General features: G+C 58.7%; 14 protein-coding genes. 6 read left to right on the plus strand and 8 right to left on the minus strand.

Features of this window, described 5'->3' with window-relative positions; translation table 11 throughout:
- Nucleotides 1-12: 12 nt before the first annotated feature.
- Nucleotides 13-2,211 (minus strand): putative bifunctional diguanylate cyclase/phosphodiesterase, encoded by a 2,199-nt coding sequence (locus BLR16_RS20045; protein ID WP_092194476.1) that lies wholly within the window; start codon nucleotides 2,209-2,211, stop codon nucleotides 13-15.
- A gap of 356 nt (nucleotides 2,212-2,567) precedes the next feature.
- Here BLR16_RS20045 and BLR16_RS20050 point away from each other — a divergent pair, with 356 nt between their 5' ends.
- Nucleotides 2,568-4,139, plus strand: coding sequence for a sensor domain-containing diguanylate cyclase (locus BLR16_RS20050; protein ID WP_024662292.1), 1,572 nt, complete (start codon nucleotides 2,568-2,570; stop codon nucleotides 4,137-4,139).
- Nucleotide 4,140: 1 nt separating this feature from the next.
- Here the strand turns inward: BLR16_RS20050 and BLR16_RS20055 are convergent, their stop codons facing one another.
- Nucleotides 4,141-4,932: an IclR family transcriptional regulator gene (locus tag BLR16_RS20055; RefSeq protein WP_074808782.1), complete on the minus strand. Its 792-nt coding sequence runs from the start codon at nucleotides 4,930-4,932 to the stop codon at nucleotides 4,141-4,143.
- Between the two features lie 140 nt (nucleotides 4,933-5,072).
- Between BLR16_RS20055 and hmgA the strand changes: the two genes are divergently transcribed.
- A complete protein-coding gene (gene hmgA / locus BLR16_RS20060; RefSeq protein ID WP_074808784.1) occupies nucleotides 5,073-6,377 on the plus strand; it encodes a homogentisate 1,2-dioxygenase in 1,305 nt (434 codons plus the stop codon).
- A complete protein-coding gene (fahA, locus tag BLR16_RS20065; protein ID WP_074808786.1) occupies nucleotides 6,377-7,672 on the plus strand; it encodes a fumarylacetoacetase in 1,296 nt (431 codons plus the stop codon). Before hmgA ends, fahA begins: the two co-directional genes overlap by 1 nt.
- A gap of 27 nt (nucleotides 7,673-7,699) precedes the next feature.
- Here the strand turns inward: fahA and BLR16_RS20070 are convergent, their stop codons facing one another.
- Nucleotides 7,700-8,314: a TetR/AcrR family transcriptional regulator gene (locus BLR16_RS20070; protein WP_044308539.1), complete on the minus strand. Its 615-nt coding sequence runs from the start codon at nucleotides 8,312-8,314 to the stop codon at nucleotides 7,700-7,702.
- Between the two features lie 194 nt (nucleotides 8,315-8,508).
- Between BLR16_RS20070 and BLR16_RS20075 the strand changes: the two genes are divergently transcribed.
- The 3 genes from BLR16_RS20075 to BLR16_RS20085 all read left to right on the plus strand — a co-directional run bounded on the left by BLR16_RS20075 (nucleotide 8,509) and on the right by BLR16_RS20085 (nucleotide 11,944).
- Nucleotides 8,509-9,600 carry an MBL fold metallo-hydrolase gene (locus tag BLR16_RS20075; RefSeq protein ID WP_058397946.1) on the plus strand — a complete coding sequence of 364 codons (1,092 nt, stop codon included), beginning with the start codon at nucleotides 8,509-8,511 and terminating at the stop codon, nucleotides 9,598-9,600.
- A gap of 113 nt (nucleotides 9,601-9,713) precedes the next feature.
- Nucleotides 9,714-10,931: a cyanate transporter gene (locus tag BLR16_RS20080; RefSeq protein ID WP_074808788.1), complete on the plus strand. Its 1,218-nt coding sequence runs from the start codon at nucleotides 9,714-9,716 to the stop codon at nucleotides 10,929-10,931.
- Between the two features lie 77 nt (nucleotides 10,932-11,008).
- Entirely contained in the window at nucleotides 11,009-11,944 is a 936-nt protein-coding gene (locus BLR16_RS20085; RefSeq protein WP_024662286.1) for a LysR family transcriptional regulator, read from the plus strand.
- A gap of 7 nt (nucleotides 11,945-11,951) precedes the next feature.
- Here the strand turns inward: BLR16_RS20085 and BLR16_RS20090 are convergent, their stop codons facing one another.
- The 5 genes from BLR16_RS20090 to BLR16_RS20115 all read right to left on the minus strand — a co-directional run bounded on the left by BLR16_RS20090 (nucleotide 11,952) and on the right by BLR16_RS20115 (nucleotide 16,149).
- A complete protein-coding gene (locus BLR16_RS20090) occupies nucleotides 11,952-12,101 on the minus strand; it encodes a hypothetical protein (protein ID WP_002554136.1) in 150 nt (49 codons plus the stop codon).
- A 127-nt stretch (nucleotides 12,102-12,228) separates the two neighbouring features.
- Nucleotides 12,229-12,906, minus strand: coding sequence for a type 1 glutamine amidotransferase domain-containing protein (locus BLR16_RS20095; RefSeq protein ID WP_161429080.1), 678 nt, complete (start codon nucleotides 12,904-12,906; stop codon nucleotides 12,229-12,231).
- A 165-nt stretch (nucleotides 12,907-13,071) separates the two neighbouring features.
- Nucleotides 13,072-14,289, minus strand: a complete 1,218-nt coding sequence (locus BLR16_RS20100; RefSeq protein ID WP_003436312.1) for an aldose 1-epimerase family protein — start codon at nucleotides 14,287-14,289, stop codon at nucleotides 13,072-13,074.
- 514 nt (nucleotides 14,290-14,803) lie between these two features.
- Complete coding sequence (locus BLR16_RS20110) at nucleotides 14,804-15,148, minus strand: DUF7693 family protein (RefSeq protein WP_003436314.1); 345 nt, start codon at nucleotides 15,146-15,148, stop codon at nucleotides 14,804-14,806.
- 68 nt (nucleotides 15,149-15,216) lie between these two features.
- A complete protein-coding gene (locus BLR16_RS20115; RefSeq protein ID WP_092194477.1) occupies nucleotides 15,217-16,149 on the minus strand; it encodes a hypothetical protein in 933 nt (310 codons plus the stop codon).
- Between the last annotated feature and the right edge of the window lie 51 nt (nucleotides 16,150-16,200).

Below are 16,200 nucleotides of genomic sequence, written 5' to 3' on the forward strand. Positions count from 1 at the left end.
GCTCGTTCTGAGTCATTTGTGCTTGAGCACGTCAGCCTGCCGATTGTGAGACGAGATATAACGCTCGGTAAATTCATGCGCCGGCATGGGACGACCATACAGATAGCCCTGACCCTCGTCGCACACATAATGACGCATCAGACTTTCCTGCTCGCGGGTCTCTATGCCTTCTGCCGTGACCTGGAGATTGAAGCCGTTCGCCAGCCTGATAACGGCCTCGATGATAACTTCGTCTTTTTTGCTGCGCTCAACGCCACTTACGAATGAGCGGTCGATTTTCAGCCGTGTCACCGGATAGTCTTTCAGCAGGCTCAGGGACGCATAGCCGGTACCGAAATCGTCGAATGCAATGCCCACTCCCAATGAGCGAAGGTGGCGCAGCGGTTCCATGATGCGCTGTTCGTTTCGCAGGATGATGTTTTCCGTGATCTCCAGCTCGAGAGCGTGTGCTGGCAAGGAAAAGTCTTCAAGCGCACTTTCAACCATTTCCGCAAAGTCACGCATGCGAAACTGCGCGGCGAACAGGTTGACGCCGATGCGGAATTCGTCACAGCCGGTATTTCTCCATTGCGCTGCCTGCTCACAGGCTGAACGCAGGATCCATTCGCCCACCGGCACCGCAAGAAGACCTGCTTCCAGTGCAGGTAGAAAAACCGCCGGGGACACCACACCCAGTGTCGGATGGTTCCAGCGAATAAGGGCTTCGGCTCCGGTAATACGACCGTCCGCAAGGCGTACCTGAGGCTGATAGTACAGCTCGAACTCTTTGTTGGCCCACGCCTGACGCATCGATGAGCTGAGCGCGCCTCTTCTTGACGCGGTCTGTCGATGCTCGGAGGTGAAGGTGCGAACAAGGGAACGTCCGTCAGACTTGGCCTGGTAGAGCGCCAGATCCGCATTGCCGAGCATTTGCTCCTCGTCGTAGTCGCAGCCGGACCTTACGGAGACGCCGATGCTGGCGCCGATGTAGATTGAATTGTCTTCAAACTCAATCGGTTCCTCGATGACCGCGATGAGCTCCAGGCCCAGCCTGGTCGCGTTGTCAGGGTCTGCCGTGTCTGACAGGAACACGACAAACTCATCGCCGCCCAGACGCGCGACCATATGGCTGGCCGGGACGTTTTCGCGAAGACGAAGAGAGGTCACCTGGAGCACAAAATCCCCCGCAGCGTGGCCCAGCGTGTCGTTGACGTCCTTGAAGCCGTCCAGGTCGATCAGCAGGATGGCCGCCGAAAGCTGTGCGCCGCACGCTTCCTTGATCCGCCTTTTGAGCGTCGATCGATTGGCAAGGCCGGTCAGATGATCGTATTCAGCCGCATGCTTGAGTAATTTGTCCGCCTCGACACGCTGGGTGATGTCACGAATGATCGCTCCGAATTGTGGCTCGCCGGCATACGTCCATTGTGAGAGCGAGAGCTCGATGGGGATTGTATGACCGTCGCGATGGATGGCCGTCAGGTTGATGGATTTTCCGATAATGGAGGCCGGGCCGCCTGCAGACACCCTCGACAGACCTGCATGATGTCTGGAGCGCATTTCGGGCGGAATAATGATATCGAGAGGCTTTCCCATGGCGTCATCGGATCGATGCCCGAAAATGAGCTCGGCCGAATTGTTCCATGAAATGATCCGGTTTTTGCTGTCCGAGCAGATGATCGCGTCGGGTGAGGTCGAGGTGATATTCATGAAGCGGGCGTGGCTGTCTTCATTCTCGAGCTCGAGCCGACGCAATTCCATTCTTTCGATGACCATGACCGCCAGGTCCTGAAGAATCAGTTGGTCTCGCTCCGAGAAGGTCTCCCGAGGTTTATTGTCGATCAGGCACAGGCTGCCCAGCACATGACCGCTGGGGGTTATCAGTGGCGCCCCGGCATAAAAGCGAATATAGGGAGCGCCTACCACCAGAGCGTTTGAGCGGAACCTCTCATCCTGCAATGCATCAGGCACCAGAAAAACGTTACGGCCCATCAGCGCAAAATTACAGAATGAGACGTCGCGGCCCGTTTCGCAGACATCGAGGCCAACGCGCGCCTTGAAGAATTGCCGGTCGCGATGAACCAGAGAAATCAGAACAATGGGCGCGTCGAAAATCCGCGATGCCATTTGCACGATCTGATCGTATTCATGCTCAGGTGGGGTATCCATCAACGAAAAAGCATTCAAAATCCGAATACGCTCTTCGTCGTCATCGCCGACTGGGTAAGTACTCATTTGAGGTCATCGCTATAAACTGATCGCGCCTGAAACGCGAAGCGATCGATGTACAATGCCGCTGTGCCGGCATCGGTGAAAACACCCTGCCAACACGCGCTTGCGCCATGCCGGAAAAGCAAAGTTCGATACATTGCAGCACCTCTCACAGTAGTGTATCGGTAGCTGTCTCTAGCAGCTTAGAAGCTGTATCGTCAAAAAACCGAATACCTGTAATGACTTCTTGAGCAACTAGCCTGCGGGGCATTCATTCAACTAAGCCCCGCGTGACCTCGGTGTAACAACGTGTTCGGGTGAGTGGCGCTAAGGTATGGAAACTGCATGGCGGGGTTCACTGCCAATTTGATGACAACCCTATGAAACGGCTTTCCTTTATTTCGACGAGGCTTACACCTTCGGCGCTCAGCAAAGCGTTGATCGGCTTCATTGCCCTGGTCTGTCTATCGCTGACCCTGGCTACCGTCTGGCAGATGAACCAGTCGAAGCTCGAGCGCGCGGCCACCGCCAGGATTGCGGTGTCCAATATCGTGCTTGCCGCTGAGCAGCAGGCTCAAGACACCCTGCAACAGGCTGACAATACGCTGCGTGACCTTGTCGAGCGTGTGGAACAGGACGGGGTCGCAGGCCAGCAGCAAAGCCGCTTGACCAGGCTGATGGCTCAAGACCTGATAAACGTCAAAGGGCTTCAGGGGCTGTTCATCTACGATGCTCAGGGCAACTGGGTCGCCAATTCCTTTGCCAATGGCGTGCACACCAGAAACAACGAAGACCGCGATTACTTCATTTACCATCGCGATAACCCTGACCCGTCCATTCATGTAGGGTCTATCGTAGAAAGCCGTAATACCGGGGATATGGTCATCCCGGTCAGTCGGCGTATCAATGCTGCGGATGGCAGTTTTGCTGGCGTTGCACTGGCCACCGTACCGGTGGCTTATTTCCAGGCGTTTTTCCAGCGCATGGATGTAGACGACAAGGGGGTAATCTTTCTCGCTCTGAGCAATGGTGACCTGCTGGCACGGCGGCCTACCTTAACCGCACTGATGACCACCAATGTCGCCAAGGGCGATATCTTCACTCGCTATCTGCCCTACAGCGACAGCGGCACGGCGGTGATCAACTCCGTGGTGGACGGGGTGGAAAGGATCTACGCCTATCGGCGGGTGTCCGGATTGCCGATCGTCGCCGCTGCAGGCGTCTCCTGTCAGCATGTGTTCGCGCCCTGGTGGGCCTATGCACACCGGTCCATGACCATCACCGGCATCATTATCCTTGCGCTGGTTTTGCTTGGCGTCCTGCTGTACCGGCAAATCCAGCAGTTGATCAATGCGGAAGGTGAACTGAACATCGCCAGGAACGAACTGGAGATCATCGCTCACACGGACAGCCTCACGCACCTGGCCAATCGACGCTGCTTCGATGCGGCCTTGCAGCAGGAGTGGGGGCGGGCGAGCCGGAATACTGCAACTATCGCGATCATTCTGCTGGATATTGACTGGTTCAAACAATACAACGACACCTACGGTCATCTGCAGGGAGACGACTGCCTGAAACAAGTGGCTGGGCTCATAGGCAACAGTCTTGACCGGGCTGGGGATATCGCGGCACGTTACGGCGGGGAAGAGTTTGTCATTCTGCTGCCTGAAACCGACCTGGCAGGGGCGCTGAAGATCGCGGAAAAAATCAGATCATCCGTTGAAACCACTCGTATAGAGCACTCGGCCAGCCCGCTGGGCAAACTGACCATCAGCTCGGGCGTGGTGTCGATCAACGCAGCAGAGAAGGATGGACATACCGCCGCGTTGGCGGAAGCGGATCGGCTGCTTTACCTGGCCAAAACCAAAGGGCGTAACCGCGTCGAAGGTAGGCTGATTCACGGCTGGCATGGAGCGAGCCATTTCGCCAGGGTATCAACCGCCTCTTCCTGAGTCAGTCTGACGGACGGCTACCGCCCATACGCTCGCTGATGGCCTGCGCCGTTTGCAAAAGCCGCCTGGCCGCCAGATTCTGCGTCTCGTCGTTCAACACCGATCCCGGCCCGACCACGGTGATCACCCCCACCAGTTTGTCACCCATGGCGAACAGCGGTGACGAGGCTGCATTGATACCCGGCATCAGCAGGCCCTGAATCTGGTGCACGCCGGTGGTACGAATCTGCTCGACATGCTGCTCGACCTCACGCAGCTGTCCGGTGCTCAGCAACGGCATTTCCTGCTCGCGAAGCGCAGCGGTTTCGCGCCCGTTCAGAAAACTGTCGAACACCAGGCCGGTGGACGAGCCAAGCAGCGGCAGCACCGAGCCGATCTGCGTGACCAGCGTCACCGCACCCATCGAGGGCTCGACATACACCACGGTCGGCCCCTTGTTGCCCCATACCGCCAGAAAACAGGTCTGATTCAACTCGTCGCGCAGGCCAGCCAGCCAGGGGGCGGATACCTTCAGGACATCCAGCTTGCCGAGCGAGGCCAGCCCTACCTGCAACGCCTCGCGTCCCAGCCCATAGTGATTGTTGACGGCATCCTGTTCAGCAAAGCCACTGGCAATCAGCGCCTGCAGATAACGATGGACCTTGCTGGCGGGCATGCCCAGGTGTTCGGCCAGTCTCGACAAAGACGTGGCAGGGGAGAGTTCGGCGAGCGCCTTGAGCACGCCCAGCCCGACTTCGGCGGCCTGGACCTTCTGCTGGCGTCCGCCTGCGGGGCTTTCGGTTTGCTGGGTCATGGGATGCTGTGCGCCGATCGGGAAAGGCAGCTTTATAGCTTGACCGGCTGGCAAACTCAAATTACGTTATGCGTAATCTGTTTACGTTAAATTATATTTCCTCGTGTCTGTGTCCGACCCCACAATAACAAGAGGTCCAGATGGCTATCCACTCCAGTTCCGACGCACTGCTTTATCAGTCGGGCTTTGGCAACCAGTTCAGCAGCGAGGCGCTGCCTGGTGCCTTGCCGATTGGTCAGAACTCGCCGCAGAAGCATCCGCTGGGCCTGTATGCCGAGCAGTTCTCGGGCACCGCATTCACGGTTGCGCGCAGCGAAGCCCGACGTACCTGGCTGTATCGGATCAGCCCATCGGCAGCCCATCCGCGTTACCAGCGCATGGATCTGCAGATCGCCGGTCGGGAGCAGGGGCCGATCAACTCCAACCGGTTGCGCTGGAATGCCTTCGATATCCCGACAGAGCCGACCGATTTCATCGACGGCCTCATCCCTCTCGCCAGCACCTCGGCGGCGGAGCAGGCCGAGGGCGTCAGCGTTTACCTGTACACCGCCAACATCTCCATGCAGCGAGCTTTCTTTAGCGCGGATGGCGAATGGCTGGTGGTGCCCCAGCAGGGCCGGCTCAGAATCGTCACCGAACTGGGCCTGCTGGACATCGAACCCCTGGAAATCGCCGTCCTGCCGCGAGGTTTGAAGTTCAGCGTGCACCTGCTCGATAGCAGCGCCCGCGGATACCTCTGCGAGAATCACGGCTGCGCCCTGCGCCTCCCGGAACTGGGCCCGATCGGCAGCAACGGGCTGGCCAACGCACGTGATTTTCTGACCCCGGTCGCTTGGTTCGAAGACAGTCGCCAGCCAATGCAACTGGTGCAGAAGTTCCTCGGTGAGCTGTGGTCGACGCAACTGGAGCACTCACCGTTTGACGTGGTGGGCTGGCACGGCAATAACGTTCCGTACAAGTACGATCTGCGGCGTTTCAACACCCTCGGTACGGTCAGCTACGATCATCCGGACCCGTCGATTTTCACCGTGCTGACCTCACCGGGGGCTATTCACGGCCAGGCCAATATCGATTTCGTGATCTTTCCGCCGCGCTGGATGGTGGCGGAAAACACCTTCCGCCCGCCGTGGTTCCACCGAAACCTGATGAACGAGTTCATGGGCCTGATCGACGGCGCGTACGATGCCAAGGCCGAAGGCTTCATGCCCGGTGGCGCTTCGCTGCACAACTGCATGAGCGCGCACGGCCCCGATAATGTCACCGCCGAAAAGGCTATTGCCGCCGAGCTGAAACCGCACAGGATCGACAACACCATGGCCTTCATGTTCGAGACCGGCAAGGTCTTGCGCCCCAGTCGTCACGCGCTCGACTGCCCGCAACTGCAAACCGATTACGATGCCTGCTGGAAGGACATGGCCAGAACGTTTACCAGGGAGCCACGCTGATGAATACCGCGTTCAAGCGTCGTAGCTGGGTCGAATCTGCCAACAGGCATGCCGATTTCCCTTTGCAGAACCTGCCATTGGGCGTGTTCAGTCACGGCCAGACCGGCCCGCGTGGCGGAGTGGCGATAGGCGACAGGATTTTCGATCTGCACGCGGCAACAGAATCCGGGGTGTTTCAGGGACAGGCCGCCGACGTTGCCGACGTTGCCAGCCGCGACCAGCTCAATGATTTTCTTGCGCTGGGTGCCGCAGCGCGCCAGGCATTGCGCACCGCCTTGTTGCAGTTGCTCGATGAAGACAGCCCGCAGCGCGACAGGCTGCAGGGTATGGCCGGTTTGTTGCTGCCGATGAGCGAGTGCACGTTGCACATGCCCGCTCGGGTAGGTGATTACTCGGACTTCTACGTCGGTATTCATCATGCGCTGAATGTCGGCAAGCTGTTCCGCCCGGACAACCCGCTGCTGCCTAACTACAAATACGTGCCGATCGGCTATCACGGCAGAGCGTCGACCTTGTGTCCCTCGGGTACGGCTGTGCGGCGCCCCAGCGGACAAACCCTGGCGGCAGGTCAGGAGTCGCCCGTTTTCGGTCCCTGCCAACGCCTCGATTACGAACTGGAACTAGGGGTCTGGATCGGGCCGGGAAATGTCCAGGGCGAGGCCATCGGGATCGATCGGGCCGCCGAGCACATTGCCGGGTTCTGCCTGCTCAACGACTGGTCGGCGCGTGACATACAGGCATGGGAATACCAGCCACTGGGGCCATTTCTGTCGAAGAGCTTCGCCACCACGATTTCGCCCTGGGTGGTGACTGCCGAAGCCCTTGAACCGTTTCGTCGCGCCCAACCGCCGCGTCCGGACGGCGATCCGCAACCGTTGGCCTATCTGCTGGATGACCACGATCAGCAGGGTGGGGCGCTGGATATCGAGCTGGAAGTGCTGCTGCTGACTGCACGGATGAAAGCCGACGGGCTGGCGCCTTACCGGCTGGGTCTGAGCAACTCGCTGAACATGTACTGGACAGTGGCGCAGATGGTCGCGCATCACAGCGTCAACGGCTGCAGGTTGCAGCCGGGTGACCTGCTCGGCACCGGTACGTTGTCCGGTCCCGGAGAAGGTCAGTACGGCAGCCTGCTGGAGATGACCGCCGGCGGCAAACAACCGGTGACCCTACCCAACGGCGAAGTACGGATGTTCCTGCAAAGTGGCGACGAGGTGATTCTGCGTGCCCGTTGTCATCGCGACGGGTATGCCTCGATTGGCTTTGGTGAGTGCCGGGGCGTTGTGCTTGACTGAGAAATACCGTGCTCGGCTCCTGCAACATCAGCGGGTTACTTCGTACCAGCCAAGAAACATGTCCAGCGTCGATTCGACCACCGTGTGCTGCTCCTCGGGGGTAAGCAAGGCCGCACTGAACGTTACCTGCGGCCAGAACGCGAACGACTTGAGCAATGCATGCATCTGCGTCGCGGCAAAGGCCGGGTCGACCGGTTTCAGACGGCCATCCTTCTGCGCGGCGCGAATCCAGGCACTGAAGGTTTCTTCTCGTTCATTGATACGCGCCATCCACACCTGAGCTCGCTCGGGGGAGTGAATGGTCGCGCCGACCACCACGCGGGCCAGGTCGAGAAAATGGCTGTTGGTCAGGTTGCGCATCTTGCCCCAGAGCAATTCCCGCAATTGCTCGCGTAAACCGATCTGCGGATGAAAAACCACTTCGGCCTGCGGCGGGGCGCAGCTCCAGAGGCGCTGCAGCATCTCGGCGAACAGTTCTTCCTTGCTGGGGAAGTGGTTATAGACCGTACGTTTGGAAACCTCGGCCCGCGCGGCGATCCGGTCCATGCTGGTGATCTCGAAGCCACGATCGCCGAATTCGGCGATAGCCGCCTGGACGATGGATTCGCGTTTCTGATCGGTGAGGCGCATGGGTTCGGTCATAGGTTCGCTTCAAACGTGCGTTTAGAGAAAATTACACTCAGCAGTTTACTTGTCGCCGAGGATCATGCAAGCTTAAAACTACACCGTGTAGTGTAAAACACTGTTACATATTTTCCCTCGGACATCCTGCAACAGGATCACGTACGAAGTATGCACGGCTGGAGCCTCAACCTGCCCCCAGGAGTCAGCGAACCATGGCCTCGACACATCAGAAAAAGGACTCTTCTACACTGCCTGTCTTGTCCCGTCACGAAGGGCGATACCGCAATCACGCCACCATGAAGCCGTCGAGTCTGCTTCGCACACTCGGTATTTTCTGGGATCAGGCGTTCAACAAACCCAAGGACACACGCCCGGCAGGCGAAATTCCGGTACAGCCGCTGTCGCGTCAGCAATTGCTGGCGGCACCGAACAACACGGTGTATCGCCTGGGGCATTCGACCGTTCTGCTCAAACTGCGCGATCAGTTCTGGCTTACCGACCCCGTGTTTGCCGAACGTGCCTCGCCCGTGCAGTGGGCGGGCCCGCAGCGCTTTCATCAGCCGCCGATCAGCCTCGAAGAGTTGCCGCCGATCAAGGCGGTGATTCTTTCGCACAACCATTACGACCACCTGGATCGTATGGCTATCAAGGCGCTGACCGACAAGACCGAGCACTTTCTGGCACCGCTTGGCGTGGGTGATACGTTGATCGAATGGGGCGTGCCTGCGCACAAGGTGCGTCAGCTGGACTGGTGGCAGTCCACCGAAGTGGCGGGCATCGAGTTCGTCGCCACGCCTTCGCAGCATTTCTCGGGGCGTACGCTGCTCGACAGCAACCACACGCTGTGGGCGTCCTGGGTGATGATCGATGGCGATCAGCGGATTTTCTTCAGTGGCGACAGCGGTTACTTCGATGGCTTCAAGACCATCGGCGAGCAATATGGGCCGTTTGACCTGACCCTGATGGAAACCGGCGCCTACAACGTCGAGTGGCCTGATGTGCACATGCAGCCCGAGCAGACGCTGCAGGCGCATCTGGACCTGCGCGGTCGCTGGTTGCTGCCAATCCACAACGGCACCTTCGACCTGTCGATGCATGCCTGGCACGAGCCGTTCGATCGCATTCTGGCCCTGGCCTGGGAGCAGAATGTCTTGATCACCACGCCGATGATGGGCCAGCCGTTTTATGTGCAGTACCCGTGTCGGGGTCTGACCTGGTGGTTGGGCGTGGATGAGGTGGTTGAGTCTGAAACCGCACAGACGGAGGGCGCAGAACCCTGCAACTGCCGTCGTCAGAACGCCTGAAAACCAACTCTGGTAACGATGAACTGATTTTTAAATAGCAGGACCCAGATTTTGATTTGTCACCTGAGCACACGCCCGGCCTAATCGTGACCCTCGACAGGGAGGGTGAAGGTATGCAGATGCGTGGCTCGGTGGTTCAGAATATGGGGTTAATGATCAGTGTCATACTGGTGGCGCTCAACTTGCGTCCGTCGATGGCCGCTGTCGGTCCATTGTTGGTGGCGATTCGGCTGGACGTCCCGCTGGGTTTCGGGACGGCGTCGTTGCTGACCATGCTGCCGGTCATGGCCATGGGACTGGCAATGTTTTTCGGCATGGGCATCGCTCGCTACCTGGGGTCGTATCGCAGCATCATGCTTTCACTGGCGCTTATCGGTCTGGCAACCCTGGCGCGTCTGTTTCTGGATTCTGCTGCCGAACTGATTTTCAGCGCCGTGTTGGCGGGGCTGGGTATTGCCTTGATTCAGGCGCTGATGCCCGCGTTGATCAAATCGCGCTTCAAAGCCAACGTCTCCTTGTGCATGGGCTTGTATGTGACTGCGATCATGGGCGGGGCCGCGCTGGCCGCTTCATTCAGCCCCGTGGTGATGGGTAGCAGTGGCAGTTGGCGCTTCGGCCTGGCGGTCTGGTCACTACTGGCTCTTCTGGCAATGTGCTTCTGGTTTGCCCAGCGGCGCGTATTGCGCTCCGATGCGTCAACCACTGCAGGGCTCCGGCAGACTTTCTTCCACACGCCTCGGGCCTGGATGCTGGGGGGTTTCTTCGGCCTCGGCACTGCGTCCTATACCTGCGTGTTGGCCTGGCTGGCCCCGTATTATTTGGAGAACGGCTGGAGTGAGCAGAGTGCAGGGCTGCTGCTGGGTTTTCTGACCCTGATGGAGGTCGTATCGGGTCTGCTGGTGCCGGTGCTGGCCCACCGCAGTCGCGATAAGCGCGTGGCGCTGGTTGTGCTGCTGCTGTTGATGATGACCGGCTTTGCCGGGCTGATTCTGATGCCGCAGCAGTTGGGACTGCTGTGGGCATGCCTGCTGGGATTGGGGATTGGCGGTCTTTTTCCGATGAGCCTGATCGTGTCCATGGATCATTTCGATGACCCACAGCAGGCGGGCAGCCTGACGGCATTCGTGCAGGGCGTGGGTTATCTGATCGCCAGCCTGTCGCCACTGCTTGCCGGAGTGATTCGTGACCTGACGGGCAGCTTTGCGGGTGCATGGTGTTCACTGATGGCGTTGGTCGCGGTCATGCTGTTGATGGTGGTGCGACTCGACCCCCGGCGTTATGCTGATCATCTGCGCGACGCACTCGACGAACCTGTCATCACTGGCAGATAGGCGGCATGATCGCATTTTGATGCTATCTTGTGCGCGTTGACCTGACCGCCTGGTCACAGCGCCAGCGAGATACCTTGATGCTTAACAGTAATGCTCTGAGAAAGCTGGACATGCAGGACCTGATGGTCTTTGTCTCGGTGTATGAGCAGCGCAACCTGACCCTGGTCGCGGAAGCGTTGCATGTCAGCCAGTCGACGGTCAGTTACTGCCTGAAAAAGCTGCGGGCGAACTTCGAGGACGACCTTTTCATCTGCACCCGCAACGGCATGCGCCCGACCCGCAAGGCATTGGCCATGCACGACCATGTGCAGCAGATTCTCCGCTCGGTCAATCTGTGCCATGACGGCCTCGATCTGTTCGACCCGACTCGCACACAAACGACCTTCACGGTCTGTGCGCCGGAGTATTTCGAGCTGCTGGTATTGCCGCATTTGATGCGTGACTTCGCTGCCGCTGGTTTCTCGGTGACGGTCAATGTGCAAAAACTTGAGAAGCAGTTGCCTGCCGAGCAGTTGAACGATGGTCGTTTTGACCTCGCCCTGTGCTTCGGGCCTGGCTTTCACCGAGTCCCGGACAGTCTGATTTCGCAGGTGTTGATGGAGGATGATCTGGTTTGCGTCATGGACTCCAGGTTCGCGCCGCTCAGCGCCCTGATCGACATTCAAACCTTCGTCCAGCATCGTCATGTCTACCCGACGCCGTGGACGTCCGACACCAACATGGTGGATGGCTGGCTGCAGCGACAGGGTCTGGAGCGCAACATTGTCGCGCGGGCCAACAGCTATCGGGCGGCCTTGCAATTGCTGGAAGGCACTGATTTCATGCTGGTTCTGCCACGGCGTATTCAGACGCTGCTGGGTAATGAACCGTGGATTTCCGTATTCGAACTGCCACCTGACCTGCCTGGCTTCAGCCTGGACATGCTGTGGAGCGCCCAGGCGGATCGAGACGAAGCCAGCGGCTGGCTGCGTGAACAAGTCGTGAAGGTGTGTGCCGAACGCGGCTTGCTCTGACGGGTTGTCAGTTGCCTGACTTGTCTTTCTGCGGGTCGGGTGAGGTGGCAGGTCGGGCCTGTTCGCCCTGCTGATTGAGCTGTTTGTTCTTCTCGCCCACCTTGCCGGCGTTTTCCGGTTTGTGATCGAGGTCTTCGCGTTTGGATTCATCTGCCATGACCGTATTCCTTTTTGTAGGGGGGGTGTGGTTATTGGTCAGTGTGGCGGGTGCAAGATTCGATTTAAATGACGCGCGGTTCATTGCCCGGTGCTGTTAGCGTCGGACGCTGAACCGCGCACATCAATCAGCTCAACAGAGTGATCAAGTCTTTGGCCGCCTGCGCAGAACTGGCCGGGTTCTGGCCAGTTACCAGCTTGCCATCGGTCAGCACGTAGACGCCCCAGTCGTCGCCCTTGGAATAGTCACCGCCCAGTTGCTTGAGCGTGTCTTCGACCAGAAAAGGCACGACATTGGTCAGGCCGACCGCTTCTTCTTCACTGTTGGTGAAGCCTGTGACACGGCGGTCCTTGACCAGCGGCTGGCCGTCCGGCGACTTTACGTGACGCAATACGCCAGGTGCGTGGCAGACCATCCCGTGTGGCTTGTCTGCCTTGGCAAAGGCCTCGATCAGCGCGATGGAGTCCTTGTCTTCAGCCAGGTCCCACAGCGGGCCGTGACCGCCCGGGTAGAACACGGCATCGAAATCGGCCGCATTGACGCCAGACAGAAGGCCCGTATTGGCGAGCGCTTTTTGCACATCGGCATCTTTGGAGAAGCGCTTGGTGTCGTCGGTCTGAGCGTCAGGCTCATCGCTTTTCGGGTCCAGCGGTGGTTGACCGCCTTTCGGAGAGACCAGCGTAACGTCGGCACCGGCCTCTTTGAACGCGTAATACGGCGCGACGAACTCTTCGAGCCAGAAACCGGTTTTCTTGCCGGTGTCGCCCAGTTGGTCATGGGATGTCAAAACCATCAGGATTTTCATGTGCATGCTCGTCTTCGAAGGGGTGAGAGGGTGTAGACAGGCAAAAACCTCAAGTGTTGTGAGAATTTTTTACCACCGAAACGAGCAGGGCCGGATGTCGACACAATGACGTGCGTCGACATCCGGCCCTGTTTCACCGCTGCGTTTAAAAACGTCGGATGAGGATCATTGCTCCTTGGTCAGATCCACCAGCGGTTCTTTGCGCACTTCGGTCTCGCGACCGTCCTGAATGTGCTTGACCTGCCCAAGGGCTTTGTCGACAGCACCTTTGTCAGCCAGCAGACTGTAGCTGATCTGGAACTGGCGTTGCTCTTTCGGCGCAATGGTTGGCACCAGATTCAGCGGGCGCTGGAAGCGGCGGTTGTAGGAGAAGCTGGTCCCCGGTTCCAGTCCGGTGACGTAGCCCTGGCCTTTGGTGTCGGTGTTTTTCCACAGCGAGAACACCGGCAACTGCTTGGTATTGAAACCGACCGACACGCCCAGGCTGCCAGCCTTGTTGTGCAGCACGGTCAGCGTGTCACCCTTGGCATCGCCGTAGGGCACGATGTTGTAGACCGTCTCGTCGTAATCCGGTGTCGGTGCGCGGTAGGTCTGCCAGTCGCCCAGGTCACCCTTGGCTTTTTCATTGAACGGCGAGACCTGCTTGACCGGCGCTTCGAAACGCGCCCCCTGCTCGAGGAACGGCGTGCTGAAGTTGCTGTGGTACAGCGCCTGGTATTCTTTCGGATAGTCGCCATTGTTGGTCAGCGTATCGTTGAGCGAAAAGCTCGTGCTGCCTGGCTCGGTGACCAGTTCGGTCTGCACCGAGAAGTCGACCTTCTTGAACGCCTGCTCCTTCAATTCACCCTTGAGGCGGATCGCGTAGGGCGGTTTTTCGTCGATCTGCAGTGTCACCTTGCTCGCCGGAATGTTGGCCGCACGGCCGTGCAGGGTCAGCAGCTCGCCGTTGTCCATGCCCGGGTGGCCCACCCACTCATAGCCGCAGCGGGTCACTAACTCGTTGAAACCTTCCAGCCAGCCCAGGCCGCCGCGGCCATTGAGCTCGATGAAGGCCGGATTGACCACGTCCTTGACCGGAGAATCCCAGCCCATGCGCACATCGCCGACTGATGCCTGCAGCACGTTCATGCCACGGGTCGGGACGACTGACAGCTTCATCGTGCCATTATCGATATCGATAATGCTCACGCCTTCCTGACGACCGCCATGCAGCGTACGCATCGTGACAGTGAACGGCTTGTCAGTCTTCACGCCCAGCTGCTGACTGGTGATCTGCTGATTCTGTGCAGCCTTATCGGTGTCGAGCAGCACATAATCCCAGGCAAACACACTGGAAGCGGCTGTAAGAGCGCCGAGGCCTACGAGCAGAGGAAGGGATTTCATGGTGATGGTCCTTCTGTAATTATTGGAATTATGGTGTTGCATACCGTCTGAACAGCTATTTAACGCCGAGTTAAACGATTCAGCAATGGGCAGAGTCCAGGCAAAGCGCTTTTAACCACGATGGCACTGACGACACAGAGTGCGACGTCAGTGACAGGGCGAAGGAACCCAACGAAGTCGGGCCGCAAGCAGGAGCGGGGACGTTGCTCACGTTGGTCCCTCAAAGTGAGTCGCCGAGGGGCGAAAAGGTGACCTGAGTCGAACCTCAATCCGCCTGACAAAGAAAAACTGCTGTGTGACGCAGAGCGTCACGAACTGCATTCCCACGCGGAGCGTGAGGAACGAGAATCCGAGTCGAACCTGAATCCACCTGATACCACAGCCCCCTTCGTGAACAAGTTTGCTCCCACGGCCTCCGGCCAGCATCAAAAGCAGATTTGTGTATAACGATGAGCGCGGACGATGAGGAACGAGAGGTGCCTCGCCGAGTATAGCCAGGCACGTTAATCACCGGTCATCGAGATTCAGGTGACTGCCCCCGAACCTGATCGAGCCCAAGCCGCTCGGCTGCCGCCTCACCCAGCAACCGCTCGATCTGCGCATGCTCCCAACCGCTGAGCAAACTCACCGGATCAGTGCGCAGCCAGCTTTCAAACGAGCCTTCCCGACCCAGCGGACAGCGACATGCCCGACAGCGGGTCGGGCTGCCCTCGGTGACTTCCAGCGTCAGCAACCAGCCGTCAATCTCGACCTGTTGCAGCCCAAAGCCGGAGGATGTGCCGATAAGCTTCAGCGACCGAGTACCCATCGCAGCATCCCGCAGTTGCTGATACACCTCACGAGTCGTCAGAGCTTTCACAGGCGTCACTCAAATCCATTTTGCTGAGTAAAGCACGATTCCGAATCGTGCCGGTTAAAGCAGGCGCTTCAAAACGTCGATGGCGCACCAAACAGGCTTTCGATCTCGGGCCGGGTCTGGTTGATCGCACCCAACTGACGGATCAGTTCGGCCTGCCTGCTGCCACGCACGCCAGCAGTGGTCATCAGCGCATCGCGCACGTAGGTGTAGACGCCGCTGACACCGAACGGCGTGATGTAGCGAACATGCTGGCTGATGCCTTGGGTGATCGTCTTGAAATGCTCGCTGGCGTAATAGGTTCTGCGCGTCCAGGCCGATTCGAACACCAACTCCATCATGACGATATTCAGGCGCGACTCTTCGACCTCATGATTAACGTCCGGCGCAGGCGGCGCAGGCTTGGCGTTATCGTAGGGTTGTGCAAGGTGCAGGCGCAGTTTCAGCACAGCCTCGGAACCGGCCATGTCACGGGCGAGCTGCTCAATGGCTTTGCGGGCTGCGGGCAGATCATCGCTGGCGAGATGAAAGTGCAGATGCATCTTGTCCAGTGTGGCGGTTTCGTTGGGGATCGGGTCAGGCAGGCGATCCACCAGGGTGCTGGAGCCATCCGGTACGTCGTAGGCGATGGTTTCTTCGAACATATTCTGCTCGTCGGAGAACAGCAGGGCGCTGGCATCCTTGAATTGTTTCTGCGCATCGGCGGACAGAAAGCCGATCTCCACACCACCATCCAGCACGTAGCCCGGTAATGCCTTAACGCCTTCGATGACTGGCCAAAGGTGGCCGTCCTTTTCGCGCGTCAGGTGATGCTGAACGTACCAGCCCAGGCCCTCAAGCCTGGCGCACAGCGGGCCATGAACGTCGCGCCAGTAGGTCGCGAACAGTTCATGGGGAACACCCGTCTTGCGCAGCACGGTGGTGTAGGAGTTGATGACGATGTTTTCATCGCGAGCGGCGTGGTTGCCGGAAAGGTGGCTGGCGGAAAAGGCTGAGTTGGGCATGGAGGCTCTCTGTCATGAAGATATTCCTCTCAGGCGCCTCGCCGCCGAGGT

The organism is Pseudomonas sp. BS3767 (genome assembly GCF_900099665.1).
GTDB lineage: Bacteria > Pseudomonadota > Gammaproteobacteria > Pseudomonadales > Pseudomonadaceae > Aquipseudomonas > Aquipseudomonas cerasi.